Source organism: Rathayibacter caricis DSM 15933 (assembly GCF_003044275.1).
GTDB classification, from domain to species: domain Bacteria; phylum Actinomycetota; class Actinomycetes; order Actinomycetales; family Microbacteriaceae; genus Rathayibacter; species Rathayibacter caricis.
The window spans coordinates 2,687,709-2,714,380 of sequence record NZ_PZPL01000001.1 but is presented as its reverse complement, the minus strand read 5'-3'; the positions used below and the strand labels follow the sequence as shown (position 1 = coordinate 2,714,380).

Sequence of the window (26,672 nt, the reverse complement as noted above, 5' to 3'; positions counted from 1 at the left end):
GGGATCGGACGCGCAGCGCCCGTCGGGGGCGGCGTCCGACGAACAACCCTACTGGCCCTCAGCGACCGGGCGACGAATCCTCCGCGACCTCGCGGGGCACTCCGAGCACGGCGAGCAGGGCGCGCGCCTTGAGCAGCGTCTCCTCGACCTCCTCCTCGGGCACCGAGAGTGCGGTGATGCCGCCGCCGGTGCCGAGGCGCGCGCGATCCTGCTCGATCACGAGGCTCCGGATGGTCATGGCGAGGTCGATCGAGCCGTCCGAGCCGAGGCGGCCGAAGGCTCCGGAGTAGACGCCGCGCGGTCCGTCCTCCCACTCCCGGAGGAGTTCCACGGCCCGCCGCTTCGGCGCCCCCGTCATCGAGCCGGCCGGGAACGTCGCGGCGATCAGGCCGGCGACGCCGATCCCCTCCGCGGGCAGCGCCGACACCTCGCTGACGAGCTGGTGCACGTGCGGGTAGGTCTCGACCTCCAGCAGCCGGTCGACGCGGATGGAGCCCGGCTCGGCGATGCGCGCGAGGTCGTTGCGGACCAGATCGACGATCATGACGTTCTCGGCCCGCTCCTTGACGCTCGCCAGCAGCTCGGCGCGCAGGGCGTCGTCCTCCGCGGCGTCGCGGCCACGGGGCCGGGTCCCCTTGATCGGATGCGTCGCCGCGCGGCCGCCCGCCTCGCGCGTCAGGAAGCGCTCGGGCGACGCGCTCACGAGAGCCCGGCCCCCGAAGCGGATCAGCCCGCCGTGATGGCTGGGGCTCGAGCGGCGCAGGCGCCGGTAGCACTCGACGGGGTCGAAGCGTCCCTCCACGACGACCTCGTTCGTGAGGCAGAGCTGGTAGGCGTCGCCCGCGCGGATCGCGGCCTGACAGCGCGCGATGAGAGCGGAGTAGGCGGCGCGGTCGTGCCGGCGGCGCACGGAGGCGACGGGCTCGGCGGGAGCGGGATCCCCCAGCGGCTCGTCGGCGAGCGCCGCCAGGGCCGCGATCAGGCGGTCCGCCTCCCTTCGCCGCTCCGCCGTCGCCACGACGCGCAGCGTGCGGGCGGCGTGGTCGAACTCGAGCACGGGGTCGCCGCGGAGCAGGACCAGCGCGGGCGGATCGCCCTCGGTCGCTCCGACGGCGGGCAGGGACACGAAGGGCGCGCCCGCCTCGTAGGAGAGGTGGCCGTAGCGACCGAGCGCGCGGTCGCGACCGGTCGACTCCGCCTCCACCCGGGCGAGTGCCGCGGACACGTCGTGGCCGGCCTCGACGACGATCGCGTCGGAGGGGCGGCAGGACCCGAGGTAGGAGCGACCGGCGACCGCGTCGGGGCCGGAGTCGAGCCAGAAGGCGGCGTCCGCCTCGCGGTAGAGGGCGAGGAACGCCCGCTCGGGGTCGACCCACGGCAGGACGACCTCGTGCAGGCCATCGGAGAGCAGGGCGCCGACCACTGGGCTAGCGTAGGCCGTCGTGGACGGCGAGCAGGTGCGGGACTGGGACGGGCGTGAGCTCGCCTCCCCGCGCGAACCCGGCGCGGCGGCGCTGCTGGCCGCCGACTCGTGGCTCGTCTCGGAGGGCCGCGTGCGCGGTCTCGAGCTGCACCGCGAGCGCTTCCTCGACGCCGTCCGGGCGGCGGACGGACCGGACGACGCGGGCGCGTTCTTCGACGCGTCCGTCGCCGCCCTCCCCCGCACCGGCGACCACTTCCCCCGCGTCGAGCTCGACTCCGCCGGACTGCACCTGCGCCTGCGACCGGCACCGCCGCGCACCCGCTCGGTCGTGCTGTGGACGAGTCCTGTGGATCCGCGGCGGGTGCCGGAGTGGAAGGGACCCGACATCGCCCGGCTCGCGCTGCTGCGGCAGCGGGCGATCGCGAACGGAGCCGACGAGGCCGTGATCCTCGACGCGGACGGTGCGATCCTCGACGGCGCGACCAGCGCGGTCCTGTGGTGGCTCGGCGACACCCTCGTCCTCCCTCCGCCCACGAGCCCCCGGGTGCGCAGCGTCACCGCCCGCACGATTTCGGTGCTCGCGGGCGCGCTCGGCGTCGACGTGCTCGAGGCGCCGACCGAGCCGGAGTCGCTCGACGGCCGCGAGGTGTGGGTCGTCAACGCGCTGCACGGCGCGCGCCTGGCGACCTCGTGGGTCGGCGGGCCGGCGCTCGCCGCGGAGCCGGGCCGGCTCGACTCGTGGCGCCGTCGCCTGGACGCGCTGCGTCGCCCCCTCCCCTGACGTCCGCCGCCGCGGGTGTCCACGAGGCCCTCCGGATCGACGCAGAATGGAGGGATGAGCGGGCCCGGTGACTTCCTCCGCCAGGTGCTCGCCTACGAGGGCGATCAGTGGCGGGCGCAGGACGTGCGCGAGCGGCTCGGTCACGGCCTCGACGCGACCGGGGCGTCCGTCGGCGCCGTCCGCGGCGGCGTCCGCGACGCGCTGAACAAGTTCCGCGGCCTGACGCACGACGACGTCACCGCGCTCTCCTCGGAGCTCTGGGACCCGCCCGTCTTCGAGCACCGCCTCGCGGCCGTCGTCCTGCTCCAGTCGCGCGTCGCGCTCCTGCGCGCGTCGGACCTCACTCGGCTCGAGGGCTTCGTCCGCGACGGGCGCGTGCCCGAGCTCGTCGATCCTCTCGCGGCCGACGTCGTGCGCCCGCTGCGCGCCGCCCTCGACGACCGAGCACGACGGCGGATGGACGCGGTGCTCGACCGGTGGGCCGACGAGGGCGGGATGCTCGCCCGAGCTGCGGCGCGCGTCAGGAGCTGACGGCGGTCCCGTCGGTCACGGCGACGCGCCGGTCGAACACGAACGACGGATCCACGCGGTGCGCGATCAGGACGACCGTGCGGCCCCGCGCCGCGGCGAGCAGATCGGCGAGCAGCGCATCCGCGACCGGAGCGTCGACCGAGGCGGTCGGCTCGTCGAGCACCAGCACGGGGAAGTCGGCCAGCAGCGCCCGCGCGAGGGCGAGGCGCTGCGCCTGCCCGCCGGACACGAGGGAGCCGCGCTCCCCGACCCGTGCGTCGATCCCTCCGCGGGACGCGGTCCACCCACCGAGCCCGACACGGTCCAGCACCGACAGGAGCTCCTCCTCGTCGGCGGCGGGCCGCGCGAAGAGCAGGTTCTGCCGGATCGTGTCGTCGAACAGGTAGGGCTGCTGCTCGACGAGGCCGACCAGCCGGCGCACCCGGGCCTGCGGGAGCGTCCGCGCCTCGACTCCGCCGACGAGGTACGAGCCGGAGTAGTCGAGGAAGCGCACGAGGGCGTGCGCGAGCGTGGTCTTGCCGGATCCGCTCGAGCCGGTCACGAGGATCCGCTCGCCCGCTCGCAGCTCGAGCGACACGTGCGTGAGCGCGGGCGCCGGGGAGCCGGGCCAGGACACCGAGAGGTCCTGCAGCACGAGATCCGATCCGTGCGGGTCGGGAACGAGCGGATCGACGTCAGCGTCGGTCGCGAGGTCGGGTGACGACGCCTCGCGGTCGAGGTCCGCGAGGCGCTGAGCACTCGAGAGCGCGGTGCGCGCCGACTGCACGGCGAGCGGGGCGGCGGCGGCCACCTCGAAGACGGCGAGCGGCACCAGGGCGAGGACGCCCAGCGCCGGCCCGCCGAGGGCGTCCACAGACGGGATGCCGAGGGCGAGCGACGCCCACACCGCGCCTCCCGAGCACAGCGCGAGCACCGCGGCGGCGAGTCCCGCCGACGCGGCACGGCGGCGGGCGGCACGGGTGAGCGCCTCCTCCGCCTCCGCCACGTCGGCCACGGCACGGTCGGCCGCATCGAACGCGATCAGCACGTCGAGACGGGTGACGAGGAGGTTGAGGCGCTCGGCCAGCTCTCCGCGCAGCGGCGCGAGCTCGCGGTCGGCGCGCGCCGACACGAGACCGGAGCCGACCGCTCCCGCCCCGAACGCCAGCAGGAGGAGCGCGAGGAGCACGACCGCGGCGGCCGGGAGCAGGAGCCAGACGCCCACCACCGCGAGAATCGACACGACGAGCGCCACGACGAGCGGCTGCACGATCCGCAGCGGCACGTCCTGCTGCGCATCGACGTCCGCGACGACCCGCGAGACGAGGTCTCCGCGGCGCACGCGGCCGAGTCCGTCGGGAGCGACCGGGACGAGCCGCTCGTAGACGCCCGCCCGCAGCTCCGCGAGCGCGCGGAACGCCGCGTCGTGGCCGATGAGCCGCTCGAGGTAGCGGAAGAACGCGCGCGCGAGCGCGAAGGCGCGCACCCCGACGACCGCCATCGACAGGAAGAGGATGGGCGGCTGCTCCGCCGCGCGGACGATCAGCCAGGCCGAGCAGGCCAGCAGGGCGACGACCGAGGCCGAGGAGAGCAGTCCGAACGAGAGTCCGGGGAGGAAGCGGCGGGCCGGCGGCATCGCGGCGCGGAGGACGTCGGCGCGCCTCACCGGAGCACCGCCTCGGCACTCGAGAGCGCGAGCACGGCGTCGGCGGCGGCGATCGTGGCGGGGCGGTGCGTGGCGACGATCACGGTCGCGCCCTCGCCGGCCAGCGCGCGGAGCCCCGCGAGGAGCCGCCGCTCCGTCGCGTCGTCCAGCGCCGCTGTCGGCTCGTCGAGCAGGAGCAGGACGCCGTCGCGCCCGAGCAGCCGGTGGATCGCGCGGGCGACGGCGACGCGCGCGCTCTGACCCCCCGAGAGCCCGGTGCCCTCCGCGTCGACGCGGCGCGTCGGACCGACGTCCACGGCGGCGAGCCGGAGTGCGCGGTCGAGGAGCGCGGGATCGACCGATCGCGCGCCCAGAATGACGTTCGAGGCGACCGTGCCCGGCAGCAGATCGGCGCGCTGCCCCGCCCAGGCGATCCGGTCGCGGACGGCGGCGGGCGCGACCGGCTCCCCGCCGAGCAGCACGGTCCCCTCGGCGGCCACGAACCCGGCGAGGACCGCGAGGAGGGTCGACTTGCCCGAGCCGCTCGCTCCGGTGACCGCGGTGATCGTGCCGACGGCGAAGGTCGCGTCGACCGGCGCGAGCACGCGGCCCGAGCCGTCGTCGACCGAGACGCCGCGCAGCTCGAGGTCGCCGCGCGTCGCCGTGCCTCCGGCCACCGCGGGCAGCAGTGCCGCCCGCTCGATCACCGCGAACGCCTCGTCCGCCGCCTGCACGCCGTCCGCCGCCGCGTGGAACTCGGCGCCGACCTGGCGGACCGGCAGGAACACGTCCGGCGCCAGCACGAGCACGAAGAGCCCGACCGCCAGCGCCAGCGAGCCGTCGACGAGCCGCAGGCCGATCGAGACCGCGACGAGGGCGACCGAGAGCGAACCGGCCAGCTCGAGCACGAATCCGCTCACGAAGGTCACCCGCAGCACCTTCATCGTGTGCACGCGGTAGTCCTCCGTCAGCGTGCGGATCCGCGCCGACTGGCGCTCGGCCCGGCCGAAGATCTTGAGCGTCGCGAGTCCGCCGACCGTGTCGACGAACCCCGACGCGAGCGCCTGGAGCCGATCCCACTGGCGCTTCTGCACCGCCTGCGTCGCCCAGCCGATCAGGATCATGAAGACCGGGATGAGCGGCAGCGTCACGATCAGGAACAGCGCGCTGAGCGGATCCGCGAGCAGCACCACCCCGACGAGGATCGGAGTCGTGACCGCCGTCGCGATCAGCTGCGGCAGGTAGCGGGCGAAGTAGCCGTCCAGCGCGTCGAGCCCGCCGCCCAGCAGCGCGACGACGCCGCCGGAGCCGCCGGCCGGCCGCCCCGACGGACCGAGCGCCACGAGGGCCTCGAGCACCGCCGCGCGCAGCTGCGCCTTGGCCCCCACTCCGCCGCGCACCGCGTTCACCTCGGTCGCCCACGCCAGGGCCGCCCGCGCGGCGATCACGGCGAGCAGCGCGCCGAGCAGCGGAGCGAGCTCCCGGGCCGAGCGCCCGTCGACCGCTCCCGACACGAGCTGCGCGACCAGCCACGCGAACGCGATCGTGCCCAGCGTGCGGGCGAGTGCGAGGGCGCCGCCGAGCACGAGGAACAGGCGTGCGGCGCGGGCGTAGCGGAGCAGCCGCGGATCGAGAGGCTTCACGGACGAGGGGCGTTCACGTCAGTGCGCGTCCACCGGGATCTGCGTCCGGGTGATGCGCTTGCGGAAGATCCAGTAGGTCCAGGCCTGGTAGCCGACGATGAGCGGCACGAACACCAGGGCGGTCCAACTCATGACCGTCAGCGTATACGGGGTGCTCGACGCGTTCTCGATCGTGAGGCTGTTCGCGACGTCGTTCGACGCGGGCATGACCGCCGGGAACAGCGTGGTGAACAGCGCGAGCACCGCGAGGGCGATCGTGCCGGCGAGCAGGGCGAACGCGCGTCCCTCCCTCCCCCGGATGTTCGCGAGCCACGCCAGGATCAGCGCGGCGGCGGCGGCGAGGGAGAGCAGCCACGAGGGGCCGTTGCCCGACTGCAGGTTCGTCCAGGCGAGGAACACCGCCGCGACCACGATGGTCACGAGCCCAGCCTTCGTCGCCAGCCGTCGCGCCCGCTCGCGGATCTCTCCGTCGGTCTTGAGCGAGACGAAGACCACTCCGTGGGTGAAGAACAGCAGGAGGGTCGTCAGTCCGCCCAGGAGCGCGTACGGGTTCAGCAGGTCGAAGACCGTGCCGATGTAGTTGTGGTCGGCGTCCAGCGGCACGCCCTGCACGATGTTCGCGAAGGCGACTCCCCAGAGGAACGCGGGCAGCGCCGAGCCGACCACGATCATCCGGTCGAACCGCGACTTCCACTGCGCCTCCGGACGCTGGTGGCGGTACTCGAACGAGACGCCGCGCGCGATCAGAGCGAGCAGGATCAGCAGCAGCGGCAGGTAGAACCCGCTGAAGAGCGTCGCGTACCACTCCGGGAACGCCGCGAACATGGCCGCGCCCGCGACGATGACCCAGGTCTCGTTGAGGTCCCAGACCGGCCCGATCGTGTTGATCAGGACGCGGCGGTCGGTGTCGTCGCGACCGAGGAACGGGAGCGACATGCCGACGCCGAAGTCGAAGCCGTCGAGGACGAAGTAGCCGATGAAGAACGCGGCGACGATCCAGAACCAGAGTGTGGGGAGATCCACGGGTGCCTCCTAGTAGACGGTGCCGACGAGCTGCGGGCGACCGCTCTCCTCGTCGACCTCGGGAGCGTCGTCGGGTCCGGCCTGGGCCGCGCGCTTGATGAGCCGGAACTCCACGACGGCGAGAGCGCCGTAGATGGCGGTGAAGGAGAGGAGCGAGATCAGCACCTCGACTCCGCTGACGCCGGGAGAGACGCCGTCGGCCGTCTTCAGCAGGCCGAAGACCAGCCACGGCTGGCGGCCCATCTCGGTGAAGACCCAGCCGACGATCATCGCGAAGAGGGGCAGCGGAGCGGCCCAGATCGCGATCCTCCACATCCACTGCTTCGGCTCGCGGCCCTTGCGGGTGAACCAGAGGCCGGCGGCGGCGACGCCGATGGCGAGGACGCCGAGCGCCATCATCCAGCGGAACGACCAGTAGGTGACCCAGATGATCGGCGTGTAGTCGCCGGGGCCGTAGACCTGCTCGTACTGCGCCTGCAGGTCGTTGATGCCCTCGACGGTGCCGGTGAAGGTGTGGGTCGAGAGGAAGGAGAGCAGGTAGGGGATGCGGATCGAGAACAGCTCGCTGGCGCCGTCGGGCGTGCCCCAGGTGAAGACCGAGAACGAGGCGTCGACGCCGGTCGAGGTGCGGTAGAGCGCCTCGGCCGCGGCCATCTTCATCGGCTGCGTGTCGACCATGGCGAGGCCGAGCTGATCTCCGGTGAGGAGGGTGAGTCCGCCGCTGACGAGCATCATCCAGGCGCCGAACTTCAGCGCCGGGCGCATGGTCTCGAGGTGCTGGCTGCGCGAGAGGTGGTAGGCGGCGACGCTGATGATGACCGCGGCCGAGACCATGAAGCAGGCGAAGATCGTGTGCGGGAACGCGGCGAGCGCGACCTTGTTCGTGAGCAGCGCCCAGATGTCCGTCAGCTCGGCGCGGCCCTTCGCCTCGTTGATCCGGAAGCCGACCGGATTCTGCATGAACGCGTTCGCGGCGATGATGAAGTAGGCCGAGAGCGTCGTGCCGAGCGAGGTGAGCCAGATGGTCGCGAGGTGGAGCTTCTCGGGCAGCTTGGCCCAGCCGAAGATCCAGAGGCCGATGAACGTCGCCTCGAGGAAGAACGCGAGCAGCCCCTCGAAGGCCAGCGGAGCGCCGAACACGTCGCCGACGAAACGGGAGTAGTCGCTCCAGTTCATGCCGAACTGGAACTCCTGGACGATGCCGGTGACCACGCCCATGGCGAAGTTGATCAGGAAGAGCTTCCCGAAGAACTTGGTGAGCTGCAGGTAGTGGATCTTCGAGGTGCGCACCCAGGCGGTCTGGAAGATCGCGACGGTGAGCGCCATGCCGATCGTCAGCGGCACGAAGAGGAAGTGGTAGATCGTCGTCAGGCCGAACTGCCACCTCGACAGCAGGAGCGGATCCAGGAGTTCGTTCACGGCCCCGAGCCTAGGTCGGCGACGAGGGCCGGATACCCTCCGATCCCAGTACTGGAGCGGATGTGCGGCCCATGGGCCCCCTCCGACGACACCCTTCCGCGGGCCGTCGGCGAGCTCGTCTCGACGCCCGCGTGCAGGAGGTCTGTCGACGTCGAGAGGGAGTGTCTCGACGTCGAGGGACACCACCGCCGGGCGACGGGCGAACGGCCCTCCCCGCCGTCGGAGCCGCTGCCGCACTCCTCTCGACGGCGAGCGACTCCGCTGGATCGTCGAACCTGAGGAACCCGCTCATTCAGTCTCGGTGGATTCCCAGGTTGCACGAACCGCACGGGAGCGGTGAACATCCGTTCGCCGCACCTGACGCCGGCACCAGCGCCCGCGCACCGCTCGCCCTGCGACGCCCCGTACGCTTTAGCCATGCCGAGCAAGGGGAGCTACGCCAAGGGTGTCGCCAAGCGCGAGGAGATCCTGCAGACCGCACTCGAGGTGTTCTCGCGCCAGGGGTACCGGAAGGCCTCGCTGCGCGAGATCTCGGAGGCGGTGGGCCTCACGCAGGCGGGTCTGCTGCACTACTTCGACTCGAAGGAGGAGCTCTTCGCCGAGGTCCTCCGCAAGCGCGACGAGCTCGACAGTGCCGCCTACGATCTGGGGCGCACCGGCGACGCCGCGATCGAGCAGCTGGTGCGGCTCATCCGGCACAACAGCGACGTGCCCGGCCTCGTCCACCTCTACGCCACGCTCTCGGCCGAGGGGACGGACCAGTCCCACCCCGCGCACCCGTTCTTCCTCGAGCGCTACCGCACGGTCACCGAGACGCTCGCGTCACGGGTGCGCGAGGACCAGAGCGAGGGCCTCATCGCCGAGGACGTCGACCCCGAGACCGCCGCGCGCATGATCATCGCCCTTTCCGACGGACTGCAGGTGCAGTGGCTCCTGGACGACTCCGTCGACATGGGCTCGATCGTCGAGACCTTCTGGGCGCTGCTCAAGCGCGTGCGCTGAGGCCCGGGTCCGGATGAACGACGCGCTGAGTGCGATCCTCGACTTCGTCGTCGCGGTGCCGCCCGTGTGGCGCACGCTCCTGGCGGGCCTCGCGATCTTCCTCGAGACGACGATCCTCGCGGGGCTGATCGTGCCCGGCGACACGGTCGTCATCGTCAGCGCGACCGGCGTCACCACTCCCCTGCAGTTCCTGGCGCTCGCCCTCACGGTGATCCTCGGGGCGCTCGGAGGCGAGTCGGTCGGCTTCGCGCTCGGCCGCTTCTTCGGGCCGCGGATCCGCGCCTCGCGCCTGGGGCGGCGCCTCGGCGAGAAGAACTGGCTGCGCGCCGAGCGCTACCTCGCCCGGCGGGGTGGGATCGCGGTGTTCCTCTCCCGCTTCCTCCCGGTGCTGCACTCGCTCATCCCCCTCACGGTCGGGATGAGCGGCATGTCGTACCGCACGTTCATGGCGTGGACGACGCCCGCGTGCGTCATCTGGTCCTTCGCGTACGTCGGGGTCGGCACGGCCGTCGCCGGCGGGTACCGCGAGCTCGCGGACACGCTGCACTGGGCCGGCTACCTCTTCGTCGGCGTGATCGTGCTCTTCGTCCTGCTCGTCGTCGGCGGCAAGAAGCTGCTCTCACGAGCAGAGGCGCGCCACCTCGACGAGTGACGCGCCTCTGCGCGGTGCGATCGGCCGGAGCCGATCAGGGCATCGTGCCCCGGGTCAGCCCAGCAGGCCGGCCGAGGTGAGCCACTCGGTCGCGATGGACGCGGCCGACTTCTGCTCGTTGACGCTCTCGGAGTTCAGCGAGACCAGGTCCTCGGCGGTCAGCTTCGCGCTGACCTCGTTCAGGACCTCGGCCGCGTCGTCCTCGACCTTGTCGGAGACGATCGGCACCACGTTGTCGGCCACGAACAGGCCGTCCGGGTCCTCGAGGGGCAGCAGGTCGTTCGACTCGATGTTCGGGTCGGCGGTGTAGATGTTCGCCAGCTGGATCTGGTTGCTGGTCAGCGCGTCGACGGTGGTCGATCCGCCGCTGTCCTCGATCGCCTGGAAGGTGGTCTCGACGCCGTACTTCTCGAGCAGCGCGTCCGGTCCGTAGGGGCGGGTCTGCAGCTCGGAGTTGCCGCCCAGCACGATCGGGTCGGTCACCGAGGAGAGCGAGGCGATGTCGGTGAGGCCCCACTGGTCGGCGAAGGCCTGGGTCACGGTGTACGAGTTCTGGTCGCTGGCGTCGGCCGCGTCCAGAGCGCGCAGGCCGTCGGGCAGCGCCTCGGTCAGAGCCGAGTACACGTCGTCGGCCGTGGTCGCGGTCGTGTCGGGCTCGAGCGCCTGGAGCAGGCTGCCGCCGTACTCGGGGAAGACGTCGATCGATCCGCTCTCGATCTCGGGGAGGTAGATCTCGCGCTGGCCGATGCGGAAGTCGCGCTGCACGGTGAAGCCGCCGTCCTCCAGCGCCTGCGCGTAGATCTCGGCGATGATCTCGTTCGAGTAGTAGTCCTGCGAGCCGATGACGATCGTGTCGCCGCCCTCGGCGGCACCCGATCCCTCGTCCAGCGGATCGCTCGAGGAACACCCTGCCAGTGCCACGACGGCACCGACCGCGAGTGCGCCCAGCGCGACACGGCCCTTCGTGAAGTGTGCTGTGAACATTGCTATTTCCTCTCCTCGGTGGGATTCCCCACCACCGCGCGTCGTCGGGGCGACGAGGCGCGGATGCTCGAACGGCCGGCGGCGCTGCCGGCGAGACCCAGGACCACTCCGCGCGGGACGGCCACCCGCTGGAGGACGGCGTAGACGACCTCGCTGATCAGAGTGAGCACGATGACGATGATCGACCCGGCGAGCATCTGCGGGTAGTCCCCCGCCTTCACGCCCTGGAAGATGTAGCGGCCGAGGCCGCCTGCGCCGATGAAGTCGGCGAGCGTGGCGGTGGCGATGATCTGCAGCGTCGCCGAGCGGAGGCCGCCCATCAGCAGCGGCAGCCCGAGCGGGATCTCGACCTTCGTGAGGATCTGCCACTCCGTCATGCCGACCGAGCGGGCGGCGTCGACGGTGCGCCGGTCGACCGCCTCGAGGCCGGAGTAGGCGCCGGCGAGGATCGACGGGATCGCCAGGATCACGAGCGCGATCAGCGGCGCGCCGAGCCCGAGTCCGAGGCTCATGGCCGCGAGCACCAGGACGCCCAGCGTCGGCAGGGCGCGCAGTCCGCCCGCGACCGGGACGGCGATGCCCTTGCCCTTGCCGGTGTGGCCGATGAGGTAGCCGATCGGTATCGCGATCACCGCGGCGATCACGAGCACGAGCAGGCTGATGCCCAGGTGCTGCGCCACGCGGGTGGGGATCCCGTAGATCCCGGTCCAGTGCTCCGGATCGCCGATCCAGGCGAACGCGTCGAGGATGAGGTTCACGCCGACACCGCCGTCCGGTCGGCCGGCGCCCTGCGCGCCGAGCGGGCGCGGTCGGCCGCGGTCCACGGCATCAGCAGGCGGCCGAGGAGGACCAGGAGCGCGTCGAGCGCGAGCGCCAGCGCGATGGTGAGGACGATGCCCGAGACGATCTCCCCCGTGATGCCGCGCTGGAAGCCGTCGGTGAAGAGGAGCCCCAGGCTCTGGATGCCGAGCACGGCGCCGACCGTCACGAGGCTGACCGTGCTGACGGTGACCACGCGCAGTCCCGAGAGGAGCACGGGTCCGGCGAGCGGGAACTCGACCTTCCAGAACCGGGCCCAGGCGGAGTAGCCCATCGCCGTCGCCGACTGGATCACGTCCTCCGACACCGCCGAAAGCGCGTCCGCGGTCGTGCGGACCATGAGGGCGATGCCGTAGAGGGTCAGGCCGATGATCACGTTCGCGGTCGAGCGCAGCGGGATGCCCAGCACGGCCGGCAGCAGGATGAACATCGCCAGCGACGGGATCGCGTAGAGCACCCCGAGCGCGGTGAGCAGCGTGCCGCGACTCCAGCGATACCGGTTGGCGAACCAGCCGAACGGCACCGAGATCACGAACGACAGCAGGATCGGCGGCACCGAGAGGACCAGGTGCGCGATCAGGTTCGCGACGATCGAGTCGACGTTGTTGACGACCCAGTTCACGCGGTGCCGCCGTCCGCGGGCCGGAGCACCCCGGTCGCCCGCCCGTCGCCGTCGACGACGAGTCGCGCGCCGTCGCGCTCCTCGATGTGCAGCGAGCGCTTGCCGCGGTCGGCGCCGATGAACCCGGCGACGAAGTCGCTCGCGGGGGCGGCGAGGATCTCGGCGGGCGAGCCCTTCTGCGCGATCCGGCCGCCCTTCTCGAGGATCACGACCTGATCGCCGAGGAGGAACGCCTCGTCGATGTCGTGGGTGACGAAGACGACGGTCTTGTCGAGCTCGCGCTGCAGGCGGAGGGTCTCGCGCTGCAGATCGGCGCGCACGAGCGGGTCGACGGCGCCGAAGGGCTCGTCCATCAGCAGGATGTTGGGGTCGACGGCGAGGCCGCGGGCGACTCCGACGCGCTGCTGCTGGCCGCCCGAGAGCTGGCTCGGGTAGCGCGCGGCGAGCGCGCGGTCCAGGCCTACGGTGTCCATCAGCTCGAGTGCGCGGTCGTGGGCGGTGCGCTTCGCGACCCCGTTCAGCCGCGGAACGGTCGCGATGTTGTCCACGACCCTCCTGTGCGGCAGGAGGCCCGAGTTCTGCATGACGTAGCCGATGCGCCGGCGCAGCGCCACGGCGGGCAGCGTCGAGATGTCCTCGCCGTCGATCTCGATCGTGCCGCCGGTGGGCTCGATCATGCGGTTGATCATCCGGAGGATCGTGGTCTTGCCGCAGCCGGACGAGCCGACGAAGACGGTGGTGCGCCGCGACGGGAGGACGAGCGAGAAGTCGTCGACCGCCCGGGTGCCGTCCGGGTACTGCTTGCTCACTCCGCGGAATTCGATCACGCCTGTGCCTGCCCTCGCTCCGCTGTACCGAGCCCGTCCCGGACCGAGGCCCCCTGGGAACCCGGCAGTCAGCAAAACATCATTCGGAGACGGCCGCCAACCGGATGGCGGAGTGTTGCGATCCGGCTCCGGAGGGACTAAGCGCCGAAGGGACCGGGCCGCGTCAGCCCTCGACGGGCCCGTAGTGCATCGACAGGTAGTTGCGCAGCAGCGCGCGGCTTTCGTCGATGAAGCGCTGGTCGCCGTTCGGGTCGATCAGGAACGCCCGGGTGAGCAGGGCGTCGGCCACCTCGACCGTGACCTCGAGGCGGAACGAGAGCTGGGCGCCTCCCGGCAGTCCGTACTCGGAGGCGAGGATCTCGGCGAACCGGCGGGCGAAGAACCCGGCCTCGAACGCCTCGCCCGCCACCTCGGGAGCGTGGATGGTGTCGACGAACCGGATCGAGCGGAAGCCCGCCTCGGTGCGGTGCATGTCGCAGAAGGCATCGACCGCGCAGTCGACGGCGCCCCACCAGTTGTCGGGGTGCGTGTCCCGGATCTCGGTGATGACCTTCTTGCGGAAGCGCTCGAGCGCCCGCTCGCGCAGGGCCTGCAGCACCGCGATGCGGTCGGGGAAGTAGCGGTAGACGGTGCCGATCGCAGCACCGGCGCGCTCGGCGACCATGGCGGTCGTCAGCCGGTCGAAGCCGACCTCGTCGACGACCGCGGCGGCGGCGTCGAGGAGCGAGGCGAGGCGCGCGGCGCTGCGGACCTGGACGGGCTCGTTCCGGACCTGAGGGGATTCGCCGAAGGGTCGATCCACGAGATTTCCTAGAGGCACGGCGGGCTCCTTCGCTGACGGTTCCTACAATCGTACGCACGCGGACACGCCGTCCGCGTCACTTCGCCGAATGTCCCTCGTGTTTGTCGCCCCCCGAAGGGCGACGCCGCGGACGGACGGACCGCCCTCATCAGGAGGACCCATGTGCGGACGCTTCGTCCTCTCGCAGACCACGGCCGACCTCGTCGCGCTCTTCGACATCGACGATGTGGGCGAGGACCTGCCCAGCCCGTCGTGGAACATCGCGCCCACGCAGCGGATTTCGGTGGTCGCCGAGTCGATGAAGGGCGTCGAGGAGGGCAGCCCGCCGAGGCGGCGCCTGGCCGGAGCCCGCTGGGGCCTGGTGCCCCGCTCCGCGGCCGATCCGTCGGCCGGGGCGCCGCTGTTCAACGCGCGGATCGAGTCGGTCGCCGAGAAGCCGGCCTTCCGCGAGTCCTACGCCGCCCGCCGGGCGATCGTTCCCGCCTCCGGCTGGTACGAGTGGCGCGTCGGCGCCGACGGCGCGAAGACCCCGGTCTTCGTCTCTCCCGGTGGCGACTCCGTGGTGCTCTTCGCGGGCGTGTACGAGTGGTGGCGCGCGGCGGCACCCGGCTCGCCGTGGCTGCTGTCGGCCACGATCCTCACTCGCCCCTCGGCAGGTGCCCTCATCGACGTGCACGAGCGGATGCCGGTGCTGCTGCAGCCGGAGCTCATCGAGGACTGGCTCGACCCGCTGGCGGAGCCCGACGGCTCGCTGCTGCGCGCGGCCGCCGACGGCGCGGCGGAGCTGGCCGAGGAGCTCGGGATCGCGGAGGTCGGCCCGGCGGTCGGCACCGTGTCGAACAACGGCCCCGAGCTCATCCGGCCCCTCTGACGGGCGCCGCCGGGAGCACTCGGCGGCGGGAGGCACCGTCTGCCAGACTGGGCGGATGCCGCTGACGCCTGCAAGCAAGCCCATGAGCGCGGGAGCGGCCGAGGTCATGCACCGCGCCGCACGCCTCGAGGACGCGATCCACCGCTTCCGGATGCGCCGCGTGAAGCGTCGCGGCTACGTCGCCCGCGTGATCCCCTACACCGGTTACGGCTCGACCGGGCAGCTCCGCGTGCTCGCCCGTGTCCTCTACACGCGGCCGACCCCTCCCGGATCCGAGGAGGTGCGGCCGGTCGAGGGCGTGCGCGGCTGGCGGAGCTTCACGAGCGTCTTCGTGAGCGGAGCCGTCGTGTCCGTCGAGGTCGACGGGCAGCGGCACGACATCGTGGCCGACCGCGGCGGCGTGGTCGACTCCGACATCCCGATCACGCTCGAGCCCGGCTGGCACACCATCACCTTCACCACGGCCGACGCGAAGCCGGTCGAGGCCCCCGTGTTCATCGTGCGGCCGGAGGCGCGGATCGGCGTCGTCTCGGACATCGACGACACGGTCATGGTCACCGCGCTCCCCCGCCCCTTCATCGCCGCGTGGAACACCTTCGTGCTGAACGAGCACGCGCGGATGCCCACGCCGGGCATGGCGGTCTTCCTCGACCGCTTCTCGCGGCAGAACGACGGCTCGCCCGTCATCTACCTCTCCACGGGGGCCTGGAACGTCGCTCCGGCGCTCACTCGCTTCCTCTCGCGCCACCTCTACCCCGCCGGCGCGCTGCTGCTGACCGACTGGGGGCCGACGCACGACCGCTGGTTCCGCAGCGGCAAGCAGCACAAGGAGCAGAACCTCCGCCGCCTGGCCGCCGAGTTCCCGGACGTGCAGTGGCTGCTGGTCGGCGACGACGGCCAGCACGACGAGGAGATCTACTCGGACTTCGCGAGCGAGCACCCCGACAAGGTCGCGGCGATCGCGATCCGGCAGCTGTCGACGGGTGAGGCCGTGCTGGCCGGTGGCCGCTCGAAGGCGGCCGACCGCTCCGAGACCAGCGGCACCCACTGGGTCTACGCGCCGGACGGCGCCGGGATCGCCGAGCAGCTGACGGAGCTCGGACTGCTCTGACCGATCAGTCGCGCTCCCCGGGGAACGCCGACGCCGTCCGACTCCCGAGGGAGCGGACGGCGTCGGAGCGGACGGAGCGGACTACGCCTGGTGCGCGGCCTGCAGGTCGAGGGTGATGGTGACCTTCTCGCCGATGAGGACGCCGCCGGTCTCGAGCGCGGCGTTGTAGGTGAGGCCGAAGTCGGTGCGGTCGATGGTGGTCTTCGCGGTCAGACCGGCCTTGTAGTTGCCGTAGGGGTCGGTGCCGAAGCCGCCGAACTCGACCTCGAAGGTGACCGGCTTGGTGACGCCCTTGATGGTGAGGTTCCCGTCGACGAGGAAGTCGTCGCCGTTCGCGCGCACGCCGGTCGAGGCGAAGTGGATCTCGGGGTAGGTCTCGGCCTCGAAGAAGTCGCCGGTGCGGAGGTGTCCGTCGCGGTTGGGCTCGTTGGTGTTGATGGAGGCGACCTCGGCGGTGGCCTCGACGGTCGAGTCGAGCGGGTTCTCACCGGTCGTGAACGTCGCGGTGAAGCGCTCGAACTTGCCCTTGACCTTGCTGATCATGAGGTGGCGGACGCTGAAGGCGACCTCGCTGTGCGTGGGGTCGATGACCCAGGAGCCGGCCTTGTAACCGGGGATGGAAAGCGTGTCGGTCATGATTACTCCTCGAGGATGTGGTCGATGCGGAGAGCTGCTCCCCGTCCGATACATGCAAGCGTATCGAGGATCCGGCTATTCCATGTAGCTACAACTAATTTTTCGACGGCCCGGGCGTGGCGGATGCGGGCTCGCGCGCCGGGTTCCGGATCCCCAGCAGCGAGACCAGTCCGCCGAGGATCAGCAGGACCGCTGTCGCCAGCGCCGCGCGCGAGAAGCCGCCGTCGTCGAGCGTGTCGCCGACCACCAGGGTGGTCGCTGCGATCGCGACCAGCCCCGCGATCCGCGAGACCGCGTTGTTCACGGCGGAGCCGACTCCGCTGTGCTCGCTCGCCACCGCGCCCAGGATCGTCGACGTCAGCGGAGCGACCGTGACCGCGAGCCCGAGACCGAACAGCAGGATCCCCGGCAGCAGCTGGGTGAGGTAGTCCGCCGGCTCGCGGACCCCGACCATCAGGAGGAACCCGCCGCCGGCGACGAGCGGCCCGAGCCCCATGAACAGTCGAGGTCCGAAGCGGGCCGACAGCGATCCGGACACCTGCGAGAAGAGCAGCAGCAGGATCGTCGGCGGCAGGGTGGCGAGTCCGGCGAGCGTGGCCGAGAAGCCGAGGCTCTGCTGGAGGAACAGCCCGAGGGCGAAGAATCCGAACGAGAGCGCGCCGTAGACGAACGCGGTCGCGACGTTGCCGACGGTGAAGTTGCGCGAGGCGAACAGCGAGAGGGGCAGCATCGGATGCGGTGCCCGCCGCTCCCAGACGACGAACCCCACGAGCGCCGCGAGCCCGACGACGAGCGCTCCCAGCACGAGCGGATCCGTGGCGCCGAGCCGCTCCTGCTCGATCAGCGCGAAGACCGGACCGCCGAGCCCGACGATCCCGAGGACCGCGCCCACCCCGTCGATCGGCACCCTGCTGCCGGTGTCGACGTGCCCGAGGCGGCGCAGGAGCACGATCGTCACGAGGATCGGGAGCACGTTGAGGGCGAAGACGTAGCGCCAGGAGCCCGCGTCCACGAGCAGTCCGCCGAGCACCGGGCCCGCGATCGTGGCGGTGCCGGTCCACGCGGTCCACGCGCCGATCGTCGTCGCCTGCGCGGCACCGCGCACCGTGGCGATGATCAGGGCCAGCGAGCTCGGCACGAGGATCGCGCCGGCCGCGCCCTGCAGCATCCGCGCGACGATCAGCACCTCCGCGGTCGGGGCGACGGCGCAGAGCAGCGACGTGACTCCGAAGCCGACCAGGCCGATCATCATGCTGCGGGCCCGGCCGATGCGGTCCGCGAGCGACCCCGCGACCAGGATCAGCGCGCCGAGGGTGATCAGGTAGCCGTCGACCACCCACTGCTGGACGGCCAGCCCGCCGCCGAGCTCGTCGGTGATCGCGGGCAGGGCGACGTTGACCACGGTGCCGTCGAGGAAGGCGACGAAGGAGGCGAAGATCGCGACGACGAGGACGGCCCGGCGGCGGCGCTCCTCCTCGGGCGAGGCGGGTGCGGCGGCGGTCACGTGCGGGTCCGGCTCATCCGCTCACGCTACTCCCGGGCGCTCCGGCGAGCGCTCCTCAGGCTCGTCGCCTACTCTCGTAGCCATGTCTGCGCAAGGAACCGCCCGCGGCGGCGTGCTCGCCCGCGTCCTCGGGATCGTCGGGGCGAGCGTCGCCGGTGGTCTGCTGATCACGGTCGGCGTCACCCCCGCTCTCGCCGTCACCGGTCTCGCCTCGAACAATCCGATCGGCCTGTTCGAGACGGTGCCCGAGTACCTCGAGCTGGGGCAGCTCGCCCAGAAGACCGAGATCTACGCGAAGAACGCCGACGGCACCGACGGGCTCCTCGCCTCCTTCTACGCGCAGAACCGCGAGGAGGTGGCCTTCGACCAGGTCGCCCAGTCCGTCAAGGACGCCGCCCTCGCGACCGAGGACCCGCGGTTCTACGAGCACGGCGGAGTGGACCTGCAGGGCACCATCCGCGCCGTGGTGAGCAACGTGATCGGCGGTGACCTGCAGGGCGGCTCGTCGATCACGCAGCAGTACGTCAAGAACGTGCTCATCCAGCAGGCCGAGGCGCTGAGCGACCCGGCGGCCTCGCAGGCGGCGTACGACGAGGCCACCGCCACCACTCCGGCGCGCAAGCTCAAGGAGATGAAGCTCGCCGTCGACCTCGAGAAGAAGTACAGCAAGGACGACATCCTGCTGGGCTACCTCAACATCGCCGGATTCGGCGGTCAGGTGTACGGCATCCAGGCCGCGGCCGAGTACTACTTCTCGACCACCGCCTCCGCTCTCACGCTCGCGCAGTCCGCGAGCCTCATCGCCACGGTCAACAACCCCAACGGGCTCCGCATCGACGTGCCCGAGAACATCCCCGCGAACAAGGAGCGCCGCGACTACGTGCTGGGCCGCATGCTCGAGGAGGGGAAGATCTCGCAGGCCGACCACGACGCCGCGGTCGCGGAGGAGGTCGTGCCCGCGATCAAGGAGACGCCCACCGGCTGCCAGACCGCGGGCAACGCCGCCTTCTTCTGCGACTACGTCTCGCGGGTCATCCAGAACGATCCGGCGTTCGGCGCCGACGAGGCGACGCGCCTGGCGAACTTCCAGCGCGGCGGCTACAAGATCTACACGACCCTCGACCGCGATCTTCAGGACGTCGCCACCGCCGCCACGAACGAGTGGGTGCCGAAGACCCCGATCGACGAGGTGAACATCGGCAGCTCGACGGTCTCGATGGAGGTCGGCACGGGCCGGATCCTCGCGATGGTGCAGAACAAGGACTACGACGCGGCCGGTTCGGTGAATGGCGAGAACTTCTCGGCGATCAACTTCAACACCGATACGGCGTACGGCGGCTCGAACGGGTTCCAGGTCGGATCGACCTACAAGGTCTTCACGCTCGCGCAGTGGATCGCGAACGGTCACACCATCTACGAGACGGTGAACGGCCGCGAGCGGACCTTCGAGGAGTTCCCCGCGTCGTGCGCTCCCGACGGAGAGTGGTACGGCGAGTTCCCGGTGAGCAACGACGACGACGAGACCGGCGTCTTCAGCGTGCTACAGGGCACCATGCGCTCCATCAACACCGTCTACGTGGCGATGGCCCAGCAGCTGGACCTGTGCGCGATCCGCGACCAGGCGGCCGCCTTCGGCGTGAAGACGGCGTCCGGTGCGCAGCTGCAGTACCTCCCGTCGGCCATCCTCGGCTCGGCCGACCAGATCGCCCCGCTCTCGATGGCGACCGCCTTCGCCGGCTTCGCCAACAACGGCGCCGCCTGCACCGCGATCGCGATCGACACCATCACCGATGCGGCGGGCGCGCCCGTGCAGGCGCCCGTGTCGACCTGCACGCAGGCCCTCTCCCCCGAGCTCACCGCGGTGGCGAACGACGCGCTGCAGGACGTGGTGACCGGCGGCACCGCCGCCGCGTCCGATCCCGACGACGGCATCGAGCACATCGGCAAGACCGGCACGACCGACGACGCGATCCACACCTGGATGGACGGCGCGTCGACGAGGGTCGCCACGGTGGTCTGGGTCGGCAACATCACCGGCGACGCCTCCATGCGCCAGGTGCGCGTGCGCAGCACCGAGACAGGGAACCGCGCCTACGCCTCGAACCTCCGCCACTACATCTGGAACGCGGTGATGACCCGGGCCGACGAGAAGTACGGCGGCGACGACTTCGCCGACCCGAGCTCGGCCCTGCTGAACGGCCGCCAGGTGACCATCCCAAACGTGACCGGCCGATCGGTCGACTCCGCGACGGAGGTCCTCGAGGACCTCGGCTTCGACGTGGAGGAGGGCGCCACCGTCGACTCGGCCGCTCCCGCCGGCACGGTCGCCGGAACGGACCCCGCCTCGGGTACCGCCATCGCGCGCTACTCGAGCATCACGCTCCTGATCAGCAACGGCTCCCAGGTGCCCGCCCCGGCGCCCGAGACGCAGCAGCCGACGCCGACCGCCACCGCGACGGCTCCGGCCGCGACCGAGACGCCGGTGCCGGAGCCCACCGCCACGGCCACCGCGGTCCCGACGGCGACCACGACTCCGGACGTCGACGGATGAGCACCGGATTCGACCCGGCGTTCCTCGGTGCGCCGCTCGTCGCGCCGGCTCCCTCGGCCGACCGCCCGGTCCGCGTGCTGGCGTACACGCACTTCGAGGTCCTGCTCGATCCGGTGCGGCGCCTCGCGCTCTCGACCGCGGTGAACATCGACGGGGCGGCGCTGCTCGACCTCGGGCGCGGCGACGACTGGCACCTCGACGACCGGGTGCCCGAGTCGGAGCAGACCGGTCCCGAGGTCTACGCCCGGAACGACCTCGACCGCGGGCACCTCGTCCGCCGCCGAGACCCGGTCTGGGGCGAGCCGGAGGAGGCCCGCGCCGCAAACTACGACAGCTTCTGCTACACGAACGCGGCCCCGCAGGCGAGCGGGTTCAACCAGTCGAAGGAGCTGTGGCTGGGGCTCGAGGACTTCGTCCTCGAGTACGCGCAGACCTCGCGGTCCCGACTGAGCGTGTTCACCGGCCCCGTGCTGGCCGACGGCGATCCGGTCTACCGCGGTGTCGGCATCCCGCGCCTGTTCTGGAAGATCGCGGCCTGGAGTCCGGACGGCGAGGGCCTCGCGACGAGCGCGTACCTCCTCGACCAGTCGGAGCTCGTCGAGACCGTGCGCGAGAGCGCGGTCCCCGGCCTCGGGGTGTTCAGGACGTTCCAGGTGCCGGTCGCCGAGATAGGCGCCCTCACGGCGCTGGACGTCTCCTCGCTCGCCGCGGCGGACGTTCTCGTCAGCGCGGGCGTGCGGCCCGAGGAGCAGCGCCGCGAGCTCTCCTCCCCCGAGGACGTCCGCGCGGGACTCGCCGGGCGCTGACCGACCGCGCGGGCCAGGATGGGGGCATGACCTCCCCCGTCCTCGTCGAGATCGACGACTCCGGCACCGCCGTCCTGCGCGATCCCTCGAACGGACTCGTCGCGGTCGACGAGCCCGGCTACCTGCGCGGCGACGGCGTCTTCGAGACCCTCGCTGTCCTCCGGGGCCGCCCGCACGGTCTCGACGAGCACCTGAGCCGACTGGAGGCCTCCGCGGCGGCCGTGGACCTCGCCCTGCCGCCCCGGGTGGCCTGGACAGCGGCGGTGGCGCTCGCGGTCGCCGAGCACGACGCCGTCGACGATCTGTCGGTGCGCCTGGTCGCCAGCCATCGCGCCTCCGCCGCCCGCTGCACGGTGCGCGCCGAGCCCACCGCCGACGCGAGCGCCCTCCGGCGCGATGGGGTCGCCGTCGTCGTGCTCGACCGCGGCTACCCGAGCGGAGCGCAGGAGGCGGCTCCGTGGCTCCTCGGCGGCGTCAAGTCGACCTCGGGCGCGGTCACCCGGGCCGCCCTGCGCGAGGCGCACCGCCGTGGAGCCGACGACGTCGTCTGGCGCACGAGCGACGGGCTGCTCCTGGAGGGAGCGACGTCGAGTCTGGTCCTGCTCACCGGAGGTGCGCTGCTGACGCCCTCCGCGGGCTCCGGCATCCTCGACGGCACGACGGTCGCCCGGATCCTGGACATCGGCACCGGCCGTGGGCTCGAGACCGCGCGACGGGAGCTGCCCGCCGCGGCCCTCGGCGGCGCCGACTCCGCGTGGCTCGTCTCGAGCACCCGCCGCGCCGTGCCGATCCGCTCGGTCGACGGAGTCGGGCTGCGCCTGGACCGCGAGCTCACGGACGCGTTCGAGCGGGGACTGCTCGCCGAGTGAGCTCAGGCCGCTGCCGCGAGCACGAGCGCGGTCCGGGGGCCGACTCCGACCGCCTCCGCGTCCCGCAGGTCCTCGACCGTGTCGACGTCGAGTCGCAGGGTCGACCCGACGGGGACGTCGAGGACGCGGCAGCCCGCCGATCGGTGACGGGCGAGGGATCCGGGTCCGAAGGCCGGGTCGACGCGCTCCGTCGCCCCGACCAGGAGCGCCGTGGTGCCGGTTCCCGCGCGGTCCGCGACGACGGCGGGCAGCGGTGCGGCCGCCGCGAGCACCTCGTCGAGCGTCGCGGGATCGAGCGCCGGCAGGTCGCCGGTCAGGGCGACGACGGACGCGGAGGGATCCAGGAGGAGGGCGGCCTCGATCCCGGCCGTCACTGCCGGGTTCAGCGCGCCGGGATCGGGCACGACGACGAGCCCGGGGGTCTCGTGCCGGGCGAGCGAGGCGGCGGCCTCGTCCGAGGTCACGAGCACGATCGTCCCGACGCGCTCCGCGGCGGTGACTGCCGCGAGCGTGTCGAGCAGGAACGCCTCCGCGAGCGCCGCCCTCCCCTCGAGCTCGAGGCGGGTCTTGGACGTGCCGCGGCCCTTGAAGGCCACGACGGCGCTCCAGCGTCCGGTCACTCCGGAGCCGCCCCGAGCTCCGCGCGAGCCGCCGCCCGGCCCTCGGCGTACGCCTCGTCGGCGCCGAGGCGGAACATGTCCTCCGGCCCGGTGCGGGTGAGACTCCGCGCGCCCGGAGCGTCCAGCCCCGTCACGTAGCGCCCGAGCCCCCGCACGACCGCCACCGGGCGCCCGCTCGACTTGCCCTTCACGAGGTCGCCCAGCGCGGCGATCTCGTCCGCGACGGCGGGCATCGTGACACCGAGGGTGCGGCCGAGCGCGTCGACGGCGCCGCGCAGATCGTCGATCACGTGCAGTCCCGCCGCGCCGATCGCGGCGTCGGTCTGCCCGACCCGCCACGCGCGGCCGAGGGTGTCGCTGACGACGACCCCGACCTCGACTCCGAGGCGCTCGCGGAGGCCCCCGCACAGAGCCCGCGCCGAGGCGTCGGGATCGACGGGGAGCAGCAGCACGGTGCCCTCGGCGACGTTGCTGGCGTCGACGCCGGCGGCGGCCTGCACGATGCCCAGCCGGTTCTCGACGATGCGGGTGATCCCGTGCGCGTGAGCGCGGGTGGCGACGACGCGCACGGTCTCGGCGGTGATCGCCTCCTCGCGGTCCTCGGCGGCGACGACGCGACCCTCGGCCTTCGAGACGATCTTGCTCGTGACGACAAGCACGTCTCCGCCCCGCGGGCGGTCCTCCTCGGCGGCGCCGGCGACGGCCGCGAGGATCAGCTCGAGCAGGTCGTCACCGGGCGAGACCTCGGGGATCCCGTCGAGGGCCCAGGCCTGGACGCGTGTCGCACTCATCGCTCCATTCTCCCCCGCCCCGAGCGCTCGCCCGACGCGGCGCTCAGGCCGAGAGGTACGCCGCGACCGCCGGGGGCACGTACGGGGAGACGTCGCCGCCGAGCGAGGACACCTGCCGGACGAGGGAGGAGGAGACGTGCGCGTGCGCCGGGTCGGGCAGGAGGAAGACGGTCTCGACGTGCGCGAGGTTGCGGTTCACGATCGCCATCGGCGTCTCGTAGGCGACGTCGACCTGCGAGCGGATGCCCTTGACCAGGATGCTCGCGCCGACGTCGACGCAGTAGTCGACCAGCAGGCCCATGCTCCACGACGCGACGACGATCGAGCCCTCGATCCCCGCCTCCCTGATCGACTGCTCGATCAGGGCGACGCGCTGGGCGATGGGCAGCAGCGCGGTCTTCGACGGGTTGTGGACGACGACCACGTGCAGCTCGTCGACCAGCCGGGCGGCGCGCTCGATGACGTCGAGGTGGCCGAGGGTGACGGGGTCGAACGAGCCGGGGACGACGGCGATGCGGGCCATACCGACAGCGTACCGGCCGACTCCGTCGCCCTCCCGGGAGCGGACGCCACCCGTCCGGGGTCAGCTCTTCGCGAGGAACTCGCGGTCGCGGTCCTGCACGCGGCGCTCGAGCGCGGCGCGGAGCCGGTCGTGCGCCGAGAGCGAGGGGTCCTCCTCGAGCAGCCGCTCGGCGAGGGCACGGGCCTCGACGATCAAGTGCGCGTCCTGCACGACGCGCAGCAGGCGGAGGGAGGAGCGGCCGCCGGACTGCGAGTCGCCCAGCACGTCGCCCTCCCGCCGCAGCTCGAGGTCGACCTCGGCGAGCTCGAAGCCGTCGAGCGTCGCAGCGACGGCCTCGACCCGCTCGCGGGCCGTGGTGCCCGCCTCCGCCGCCGTGACGAAGAGGCACACCCCCGGTACGCCGCCGCGCCCGATGCGCCCCCGCAGCTGGTGCAGCTGCGAGACGCCGAAGCGCTCGGCGTCCAGCACGATCATCATCGACGCGTTGGGCACGTCGACCCCCACCTCGATCACGGTCGTCGAGACGAGGACGTCGATCTCGCCCGCGGCGAAGGAGCGCATGACCGCGTCCTTCTCCTCCGCGCTCATCCGTCCGTGCAGGGCGGCCGAGCGGCGGTGCTTGAGGAGGGCGTGCGACCGCACGCCCTCGAGCGTCTGCGCGACCGTCGAGAGCGGGGTGGCCGCCTCCTCCGGAGCCGTCGCCGCGGCGCCCTCCGCGACCTCGCCGGGCTCGATGGCCGGGCAGACGAGGTACACCTGGTGGCCCTGCCGGATCTCCTCCTCGGCGCGCTCCCACGCCCGGGCGATGAGGCCCGGCTTGTCGGTGAGCGGCACGACGTGGCTCGTGATGCCCGGGCGCCCCGCCGGCAGCTCGCGGATCGTGGACGTGTCGAGATCGCCGAACACCGTCATCGCGACCGTGCGCGGGATGGGCGTGGCCGTGAGCACGAGCACGTGCGGCGGCTGCGCCCCCTTGCGCCGCAGAGCGTCGCGCTGGTCCACTCCGAAGCGGTGCTGCTCGTCGATCACGACCAGCGCCAGATCGTAGAACGAGACCTTGTCGCCCAGCAGCGCGTGGGTGCCGACGACGATCTTCGCCGTGCCCGAGACGATCCGCAGGAGCGCCGCGCGCCGCTCCGCCGCTCCGAGACCGCCCGTCAGGAGGGTCGGCACGAGCGCGGTGGACAGCTCGGGCCCGAGCGTCCGCACGATCGAGCGCAGGTGCTGCCCGGCGAGCACCTCGGTCGGCGCGAGCAGCGCGGCCTGCCCGCCGCTCTCGGCGGCCGCGAGCATCGCCCGCAGCGCCACGAGGGTCTTCCCCGAGCCCACCTCGCCCTGCACGAGTCGCGACATCGGGCTCTCGCCCGCGAGGTCGGCGGCGATCTCGGCGCCGACCGAGCGCTGGTCGCCCGTGAGCGAGAACGGCAGCGCCGCGTCGAAGCGCTCGAGCCAGCCTCCCGGCCCGGGCACGCGCGGGGTCGCGGGGGTCGCCCGCGCGGCGGCCCGGCGCTCGAGGAGCGCGAGCTGCAGGAGGAACGCCTCGTGGAACCGCAGCGTCTCGCGCGCCCGCCTCTCCTCGCCCTCGCGCGCGGGACGGTGGATCAGCTCGAGCGCCTCGCCGAGCGGCATCAGCGAGCGACTCGCGCGCACCGACTCCGGCATCGGATCGGGCACGTCGCGCAGACCGTCGAGGATCACGCCGATCGCGGCCTGCAGCTGCCAGCTCGAGATCGCGCTCGTCGCCGGGTAGATCGGGATCGGGCGCTCGGCCCAGTCCTTCGCCAGCGCCGATCCCTTGTCGGCCTCGGCGGTCGCGGCCTCCTCGTCCTCGAAGAGCCGGTAGTCGGGATGCGTGAGCTGCACCGTCTCGCGGAACATCGAGACCGTCCCCGCGAAGATGCCGCGAACGCCGCGGCGCAGCTTCGCCGCCCGCCACGGCTGCCCGAAGAACGTCAGCGACAGCGTGCCCGTGCCGTCCGAGATGACGACCTCCAGGAGCGAGCCGCGGCGGTTGCGCATCGGCCGCTCCCGCACCTCGCGCACCTCCGCCACGATCGTGACGCTCTCGCCGACCGGGAGCCGCGAGAGCTCCGTGAGCTCGCCGCGCTGCGCGTAGCGGCGCGGGTAGTGCCCGAGCAGCTCGCCCACGGTGCGGTAGCCGAACGCCTTCTCGACCGCGGTCGCCGTGCGCGGGCCGATCACCGGCGCGAGGGAGGCGTCGAGGGGGTCCGGGATCAC

At 72.4% G+C, this 26,672-nt stretch carries 25 protein-coding genes; 9 read left to right on the top strand and 16 right to left on the bottom strand.

The annotated features are described in order from the left end of the window. Positions 1 to 58: 58 nt before the first annotated feature. Complete coding sequence (locus C1I63_RS12575) at positions 59 to 1,423, bottom strand: anthranilate synthase component I family protein (protein ID WP_244907063.1); 1,365 nt, start codon at positions 1,421 to 1,423, stop codon at positions 59 to 61. 19 nt (positions 1,424 to 1,442) lie between these two features. Between C1I63_RS12575 and C1I63_RS12570 the strand changes: the two genes are divergently transcribed. Then, complete coding sequence (locus C1I63_RS12570) at positions 1,443 to 2,204, top strand: aminotransferase class IV (RefSeq protein WP_244907061.1); 762 nt, start codon at positions 1,443 to 1,445, stop codon at positions 2,202 to 2,204. A 54-nt stretch (positions 2,205 to 2,258) separates the two neighbouring features. Further along, on the top strand, positions 2,259 to 2,735 hold the full coding sequence (locus tag C1I63_RS12565; protein WP_107575002.1) for a DNA alkylation repair protein: 477 nt from the start codon (positions 2,259 to 2,261) through the stop codon (positions 2,733 to 2,735). Here C1I63_RS12565 and cydC read toward each other — a convergent pair. Genes cydC through C1I63_RS12545 form a run of 4 tightly spaced genes read right to left on the bottom strand, consistent with a single transcriptional unit; the run spans position 2,725 to position 8,444 of the window. Beyond that, complete coding sequence (gene cydC, locus C1I63_RS12560) at positions 2,725 to 4,380, bottom strand: thiol reductant ABC exporter subunit CydC (RefSeq protein WP_280523123.1); 1,656 nt, start codon at positions 4,378 to 4,380, stop codon at positions 2,725 to 2,727. The two genes, C1I63_RS12565 and cydC, sit on opposite strands and share 11 nt — an antisense overlap. Next, positions 4,377 to 6,002: a thiol reductant ABC exporter subunit CydD gene (gene cydD, locus C1I63_RS12555; RefSeq protein WP_107575001.1), complete on the bottom strand. Its 1,626-nt coding sequence runs from the start codon at positions 6,000 to 6,002 to the stop codon at positions 4,377 to 4,379. The genes cydC and cydD overlap by 4 nt, the downstream gene beginning before the upstream one ends. Before the next feature lie 18 nt (positions 6,003 to 6,020). Beyond that, entirely contained in the window at positions 6,021 to 7,025 is a 1,005-nt protein-coding gene (gene cydB / locus C1I63_RS12550; protein WP_107575000.1) for a cytochrome d ubiquinol oxidase subunit II, read from the bottom strand. A gap of 9 nt (positions 7,026 to 7,034) precedes the next feature. Continuing rightward, positions 7,035 to 8,444 carry a cytochrome ubiquinol oxidase subunit I gene (locus tag C1I63_RS12545; protein ID WP_107574999.1) on the bottom strand — a complete coding sequence of 470 codons (1,410 nt, stop codon included), beginning with the start codon at positions 8,442 to 8,444 and terminating at the stop codon, positions 7,035 to 7,037. Between the two features lie 417 nt (positions 8,445 to 8,861). Between C1I63_RS12545 and C1I63_RS12540 the strand changes: the two genes are divergently transcribed. Next, entirely contained in the window at positions 8,862 to 9,446 is a 585-nt protein-coding gene (locus C1I63_RS12540) for a TetR/AcrR family transcriptional regulator (protein WP_107574998.1), read from the top strand. A gap of 13 nt (positions 9,447 to 9,459) precedes the next feature. After that, the gene (locus tag C1I63_RS12535; protein WP_055792952.1) at positions 9,460 to 10,098 is read left to right on the top strand and encodes a DedA family protein; all 639 of its coding nucleotides are present in this window, start codon (positions 9,460 to 9,462) and stop codon (positions 10,096 to 10,098) included. A 54-nt stretch (positions 10,099 to 10,152) separates the two neighbouring features. Here the strand turns inward: C1I63_RS12535 and C1I63_RS12530 are convergent, their stop codons facing one another. The 5 genes from C1I63_RS12530 to C1I63_RS12510 form a co-directional block, all read right to left on the bottom strand. Beyond that, positions 10,153 to 11,082: an ABC transporter substrate-binding protein gene (locus C1I63_RS12530; RefSeq protein ID WP_055792956.1), complete on the bottom strand. Its 930-nt coding sequence runs from the start codon at positions 11,080 to 11,082 to the stop codon at positions 10,153 to 10,155. A 2-nt stretch (positions 11,083 to 11,084) separates the two neighbouring features. After that, positions 11,085 to 11,840 carry an ABC transporter permease gene (locus tag C1I63_RS12525; RefSeq protein ID WP_055793228.1) on the bottom strand — a complete coding sequence of 252 codons (756 nt, stop codon included), beginning with the start codon at positions 11,838 to 11,840 and terminating at the stop codon, positions 11,085 to 11,087. Next, a complete protein-coding gene (locus tag C1I63_RS12520) occupies positions 11,837 to 12,523 on the bottom strand; it encodes an ABC transporter permease (protein WP_107574997.1) in 687 nt (228 codons plus the stop codon). Before C1I63_RS12520 ends, C1I63_RS12525 begins: the two co-directional genes overlap by 4 nt. Continuing rightward, positions 12,520 to 13,350: an ABC transporter ATP-binding protein gene (locus tag C1I63_RS12515; RefSeq protein WP_055792961.1), complete on the bottom strand. Its 831-nt coding sequence runs from the start codon at positions 13,348 to 13,350 to the stop codon at positions 12,520 to 12,522. Before C1I63_RS12515 ends, C1I63_RS12520 begins: the two co-directional genes overlap by 4 nt. A gap of 163 nt (positions 13,351 to 13,513) precedes the next feature. Further along, positions 13,514 to 14,152 carry a TetR/AcrR family transcriptional regulator gene (locus C1I63_RS12510; RefSeq protein ID WP_230671281.1) on the bottom strand — a complete coding sequence of 213 codons (639 nt, stop codon included), beginning with the start codon at positions 14,150 to 14,152 and terminating at the stop codon, positions 13,514 to 13,516. 160 nt (positions 14,153 to 14,312) lie between these two features. Between C1I63_RS12510 and C1I63_RS12505 the strand changes: the two genes are divergently transcribed. Both C1I63_RS12505 and C1I63_RS12500 read left to right on the top strand, forming a co-directional pair. Further along, the gene (locus C1I63_RS12505; RefSeq protein WP_107574996.1) at positions 14,313 to 15,023 is read left to right on the top strand and encodes an SOS response-associated peptidase; all 711 of its coding nucleotides are present in this window, start codon (positions 14,313 to 14,315) and stop codon (positions 15,021 to 15,023) included. Between the two features lie 55 nt (positions 15,024 to 15,078). Then, the gene (locus C1I63_RS12500) at positions 15,079 to 16,134 is read left to right on the top strand and encodes an App1 family protein phosphatidate phosphatase (protein ID WP_055792970.1); all 1,056 of its coding nucleotides are present in this window, start codon (positions 15,079 to 15,081) and stop codon (positions 16,132 to 16,134) included. An 81-nt stretch (positions 16,135 to 16,215) separates the two neighbouring features. On the opposite strand, the gene C1I63_RS12495 is transcribed toward C1I63_RS12500, so the two are convergent. Together C1I63_RS12495 and C1I63_RS12490 are read right to left on the bottom strand one after the other, a co-directional pair. Further along, complete coding sequence (locus C1I63_RS12495) at positions 16,216 to 16,770, bottom strand: YceI family protein (protein WP_055792972.1); 555 nt, start codon at positions 16,768 to 16,770, stop codon at positions 16,216 to 16,218. A 94-nt stretch (positions 16,771 to 16,864) separates the two neighbouring features. Next, positions 16,865 to 18,274 (bottom strand): DHA2 family efflux MFS transporter permease subunit, encoded by a 1,410-nt coding sequence (locus tag C1I63_RS12490; protein WP_211315624.1) that lies wholly within the window; start codon positions 18,272 to 18,274, stop codon positions 16,865 to 16,867. Between the two features lie 82 nt (positions 18,275 to 18,356). Between C1I63_RS12490 and C1I63_RS12485 the strand changes: the two genes are divergently transcribed. The 3 genes from C1I63_RS12485 to C1I63_RS12475 are packed head-to-tail and all read left to right on the top strand — an operon-like array spanning position 18,357 to position 22,500. Further along, positions 18,357 to 20,825, top strand: coding sequence for a transglycosylase domain-containing protein (locus C1I63_RS12485; RefSeq protein WP_107574995.1), 2,469 nt, complete (start codon positions 18,357 to 18,359; stop codon positions 20,823 to 20,825). Further along, positions 20,822 to 21,631, top strand: coding sequence for a DNA/RNA non-specific endonuclease (locus tag C1I63_RS12480; protein ID WP_107574994.1), 810 nt, complete (start codon positions 20,822 to 20,824; stop codon positions 21,629 to 21,631). The genes C1I63_RS12485 and C1I63_RS12480 overlap by 4 nt, the downstream gene beginning before the upstream one ends. A 26-nt stretch (positions 21,632 to 21,657) precedes the next feature. Beyond that, complete coding sequence (locus C1I63_RS12475) at positions 21,658 to 22,500, top strand: aminotransferase class IV (RefSeq protein ID WP_107574993.1); 843 nt, start codon at positions 21,658 to 21,660, stop codon at positions 22,498 to 22,500. A gap of 2 nt (positions 22,501 to 22,502) precedes the next feature. Here C1I63_RS12475 and cofC read toward each other — a convergent pair whose 3' ends face one another. Genes cofC through C1I63_RS12455 form a run of 4 tightly spaced genes read right to left on the bottom strand, consistent with a single transcriptional unit; the run spans position 22,503 to position 26,672 of the window. Next, positions 22,503 to 23,120 carry a 2-phospho-L-lactate guanylyltransferase gene (gene cofC, locus C1I63_RS12470; protein ID WP_211315623.1) on the bottom strand — a complete coding sequence of 206 codons (618 nt, stop codon included), beginning with the start codon at positions 23,118 to 23,120 and terminating at the stop codon, positions 22,503 to 22,505. Further along, positions 23,117 to 23,911, bottom strand: coding sequence for a coenzyme F420-0:L-glutamate ligase (locus C1I63_RS12465; RefSeq protein WP_107574992.1), 795 nt, complete (start codon positions 23,909 to 23,911; stop codon positions 23,117 to 23,119). The genes cofC and C1I63_RS12465 overlap by 4 nt, the downstream gene beginning before the upstream one ends. 43 nt (positions 23,912 to 23,954) lie before the next feature. After that, the gene (gene coaD, locus C1I63_RS12460) at positions 23,955 to 24,434 is read right to left on the bottom strand and encodes a pantetheine-phosphate adenylyltransferase (protein WP_055792997.1); all 480 of its coding nucleotides are present in this window, start codon (positions 24,432 to 24,434) and stop codon (positions 23,955 to 23,957) included. Positions 24,435 to 24,494: 60 nt separating this feature from the next. Further along, positions 24,495 to 26,672: an ATP-dependent DNA helicase RecG gene (locus C1I63_RS12455; RefSeq protein ID WP_372488100.1), complete on the bottom strand. Its 2,178-nt coding sequence runs from the start codon at positions 26,670 to 26,672 to the stop codon at positions 24,495 to 24,497.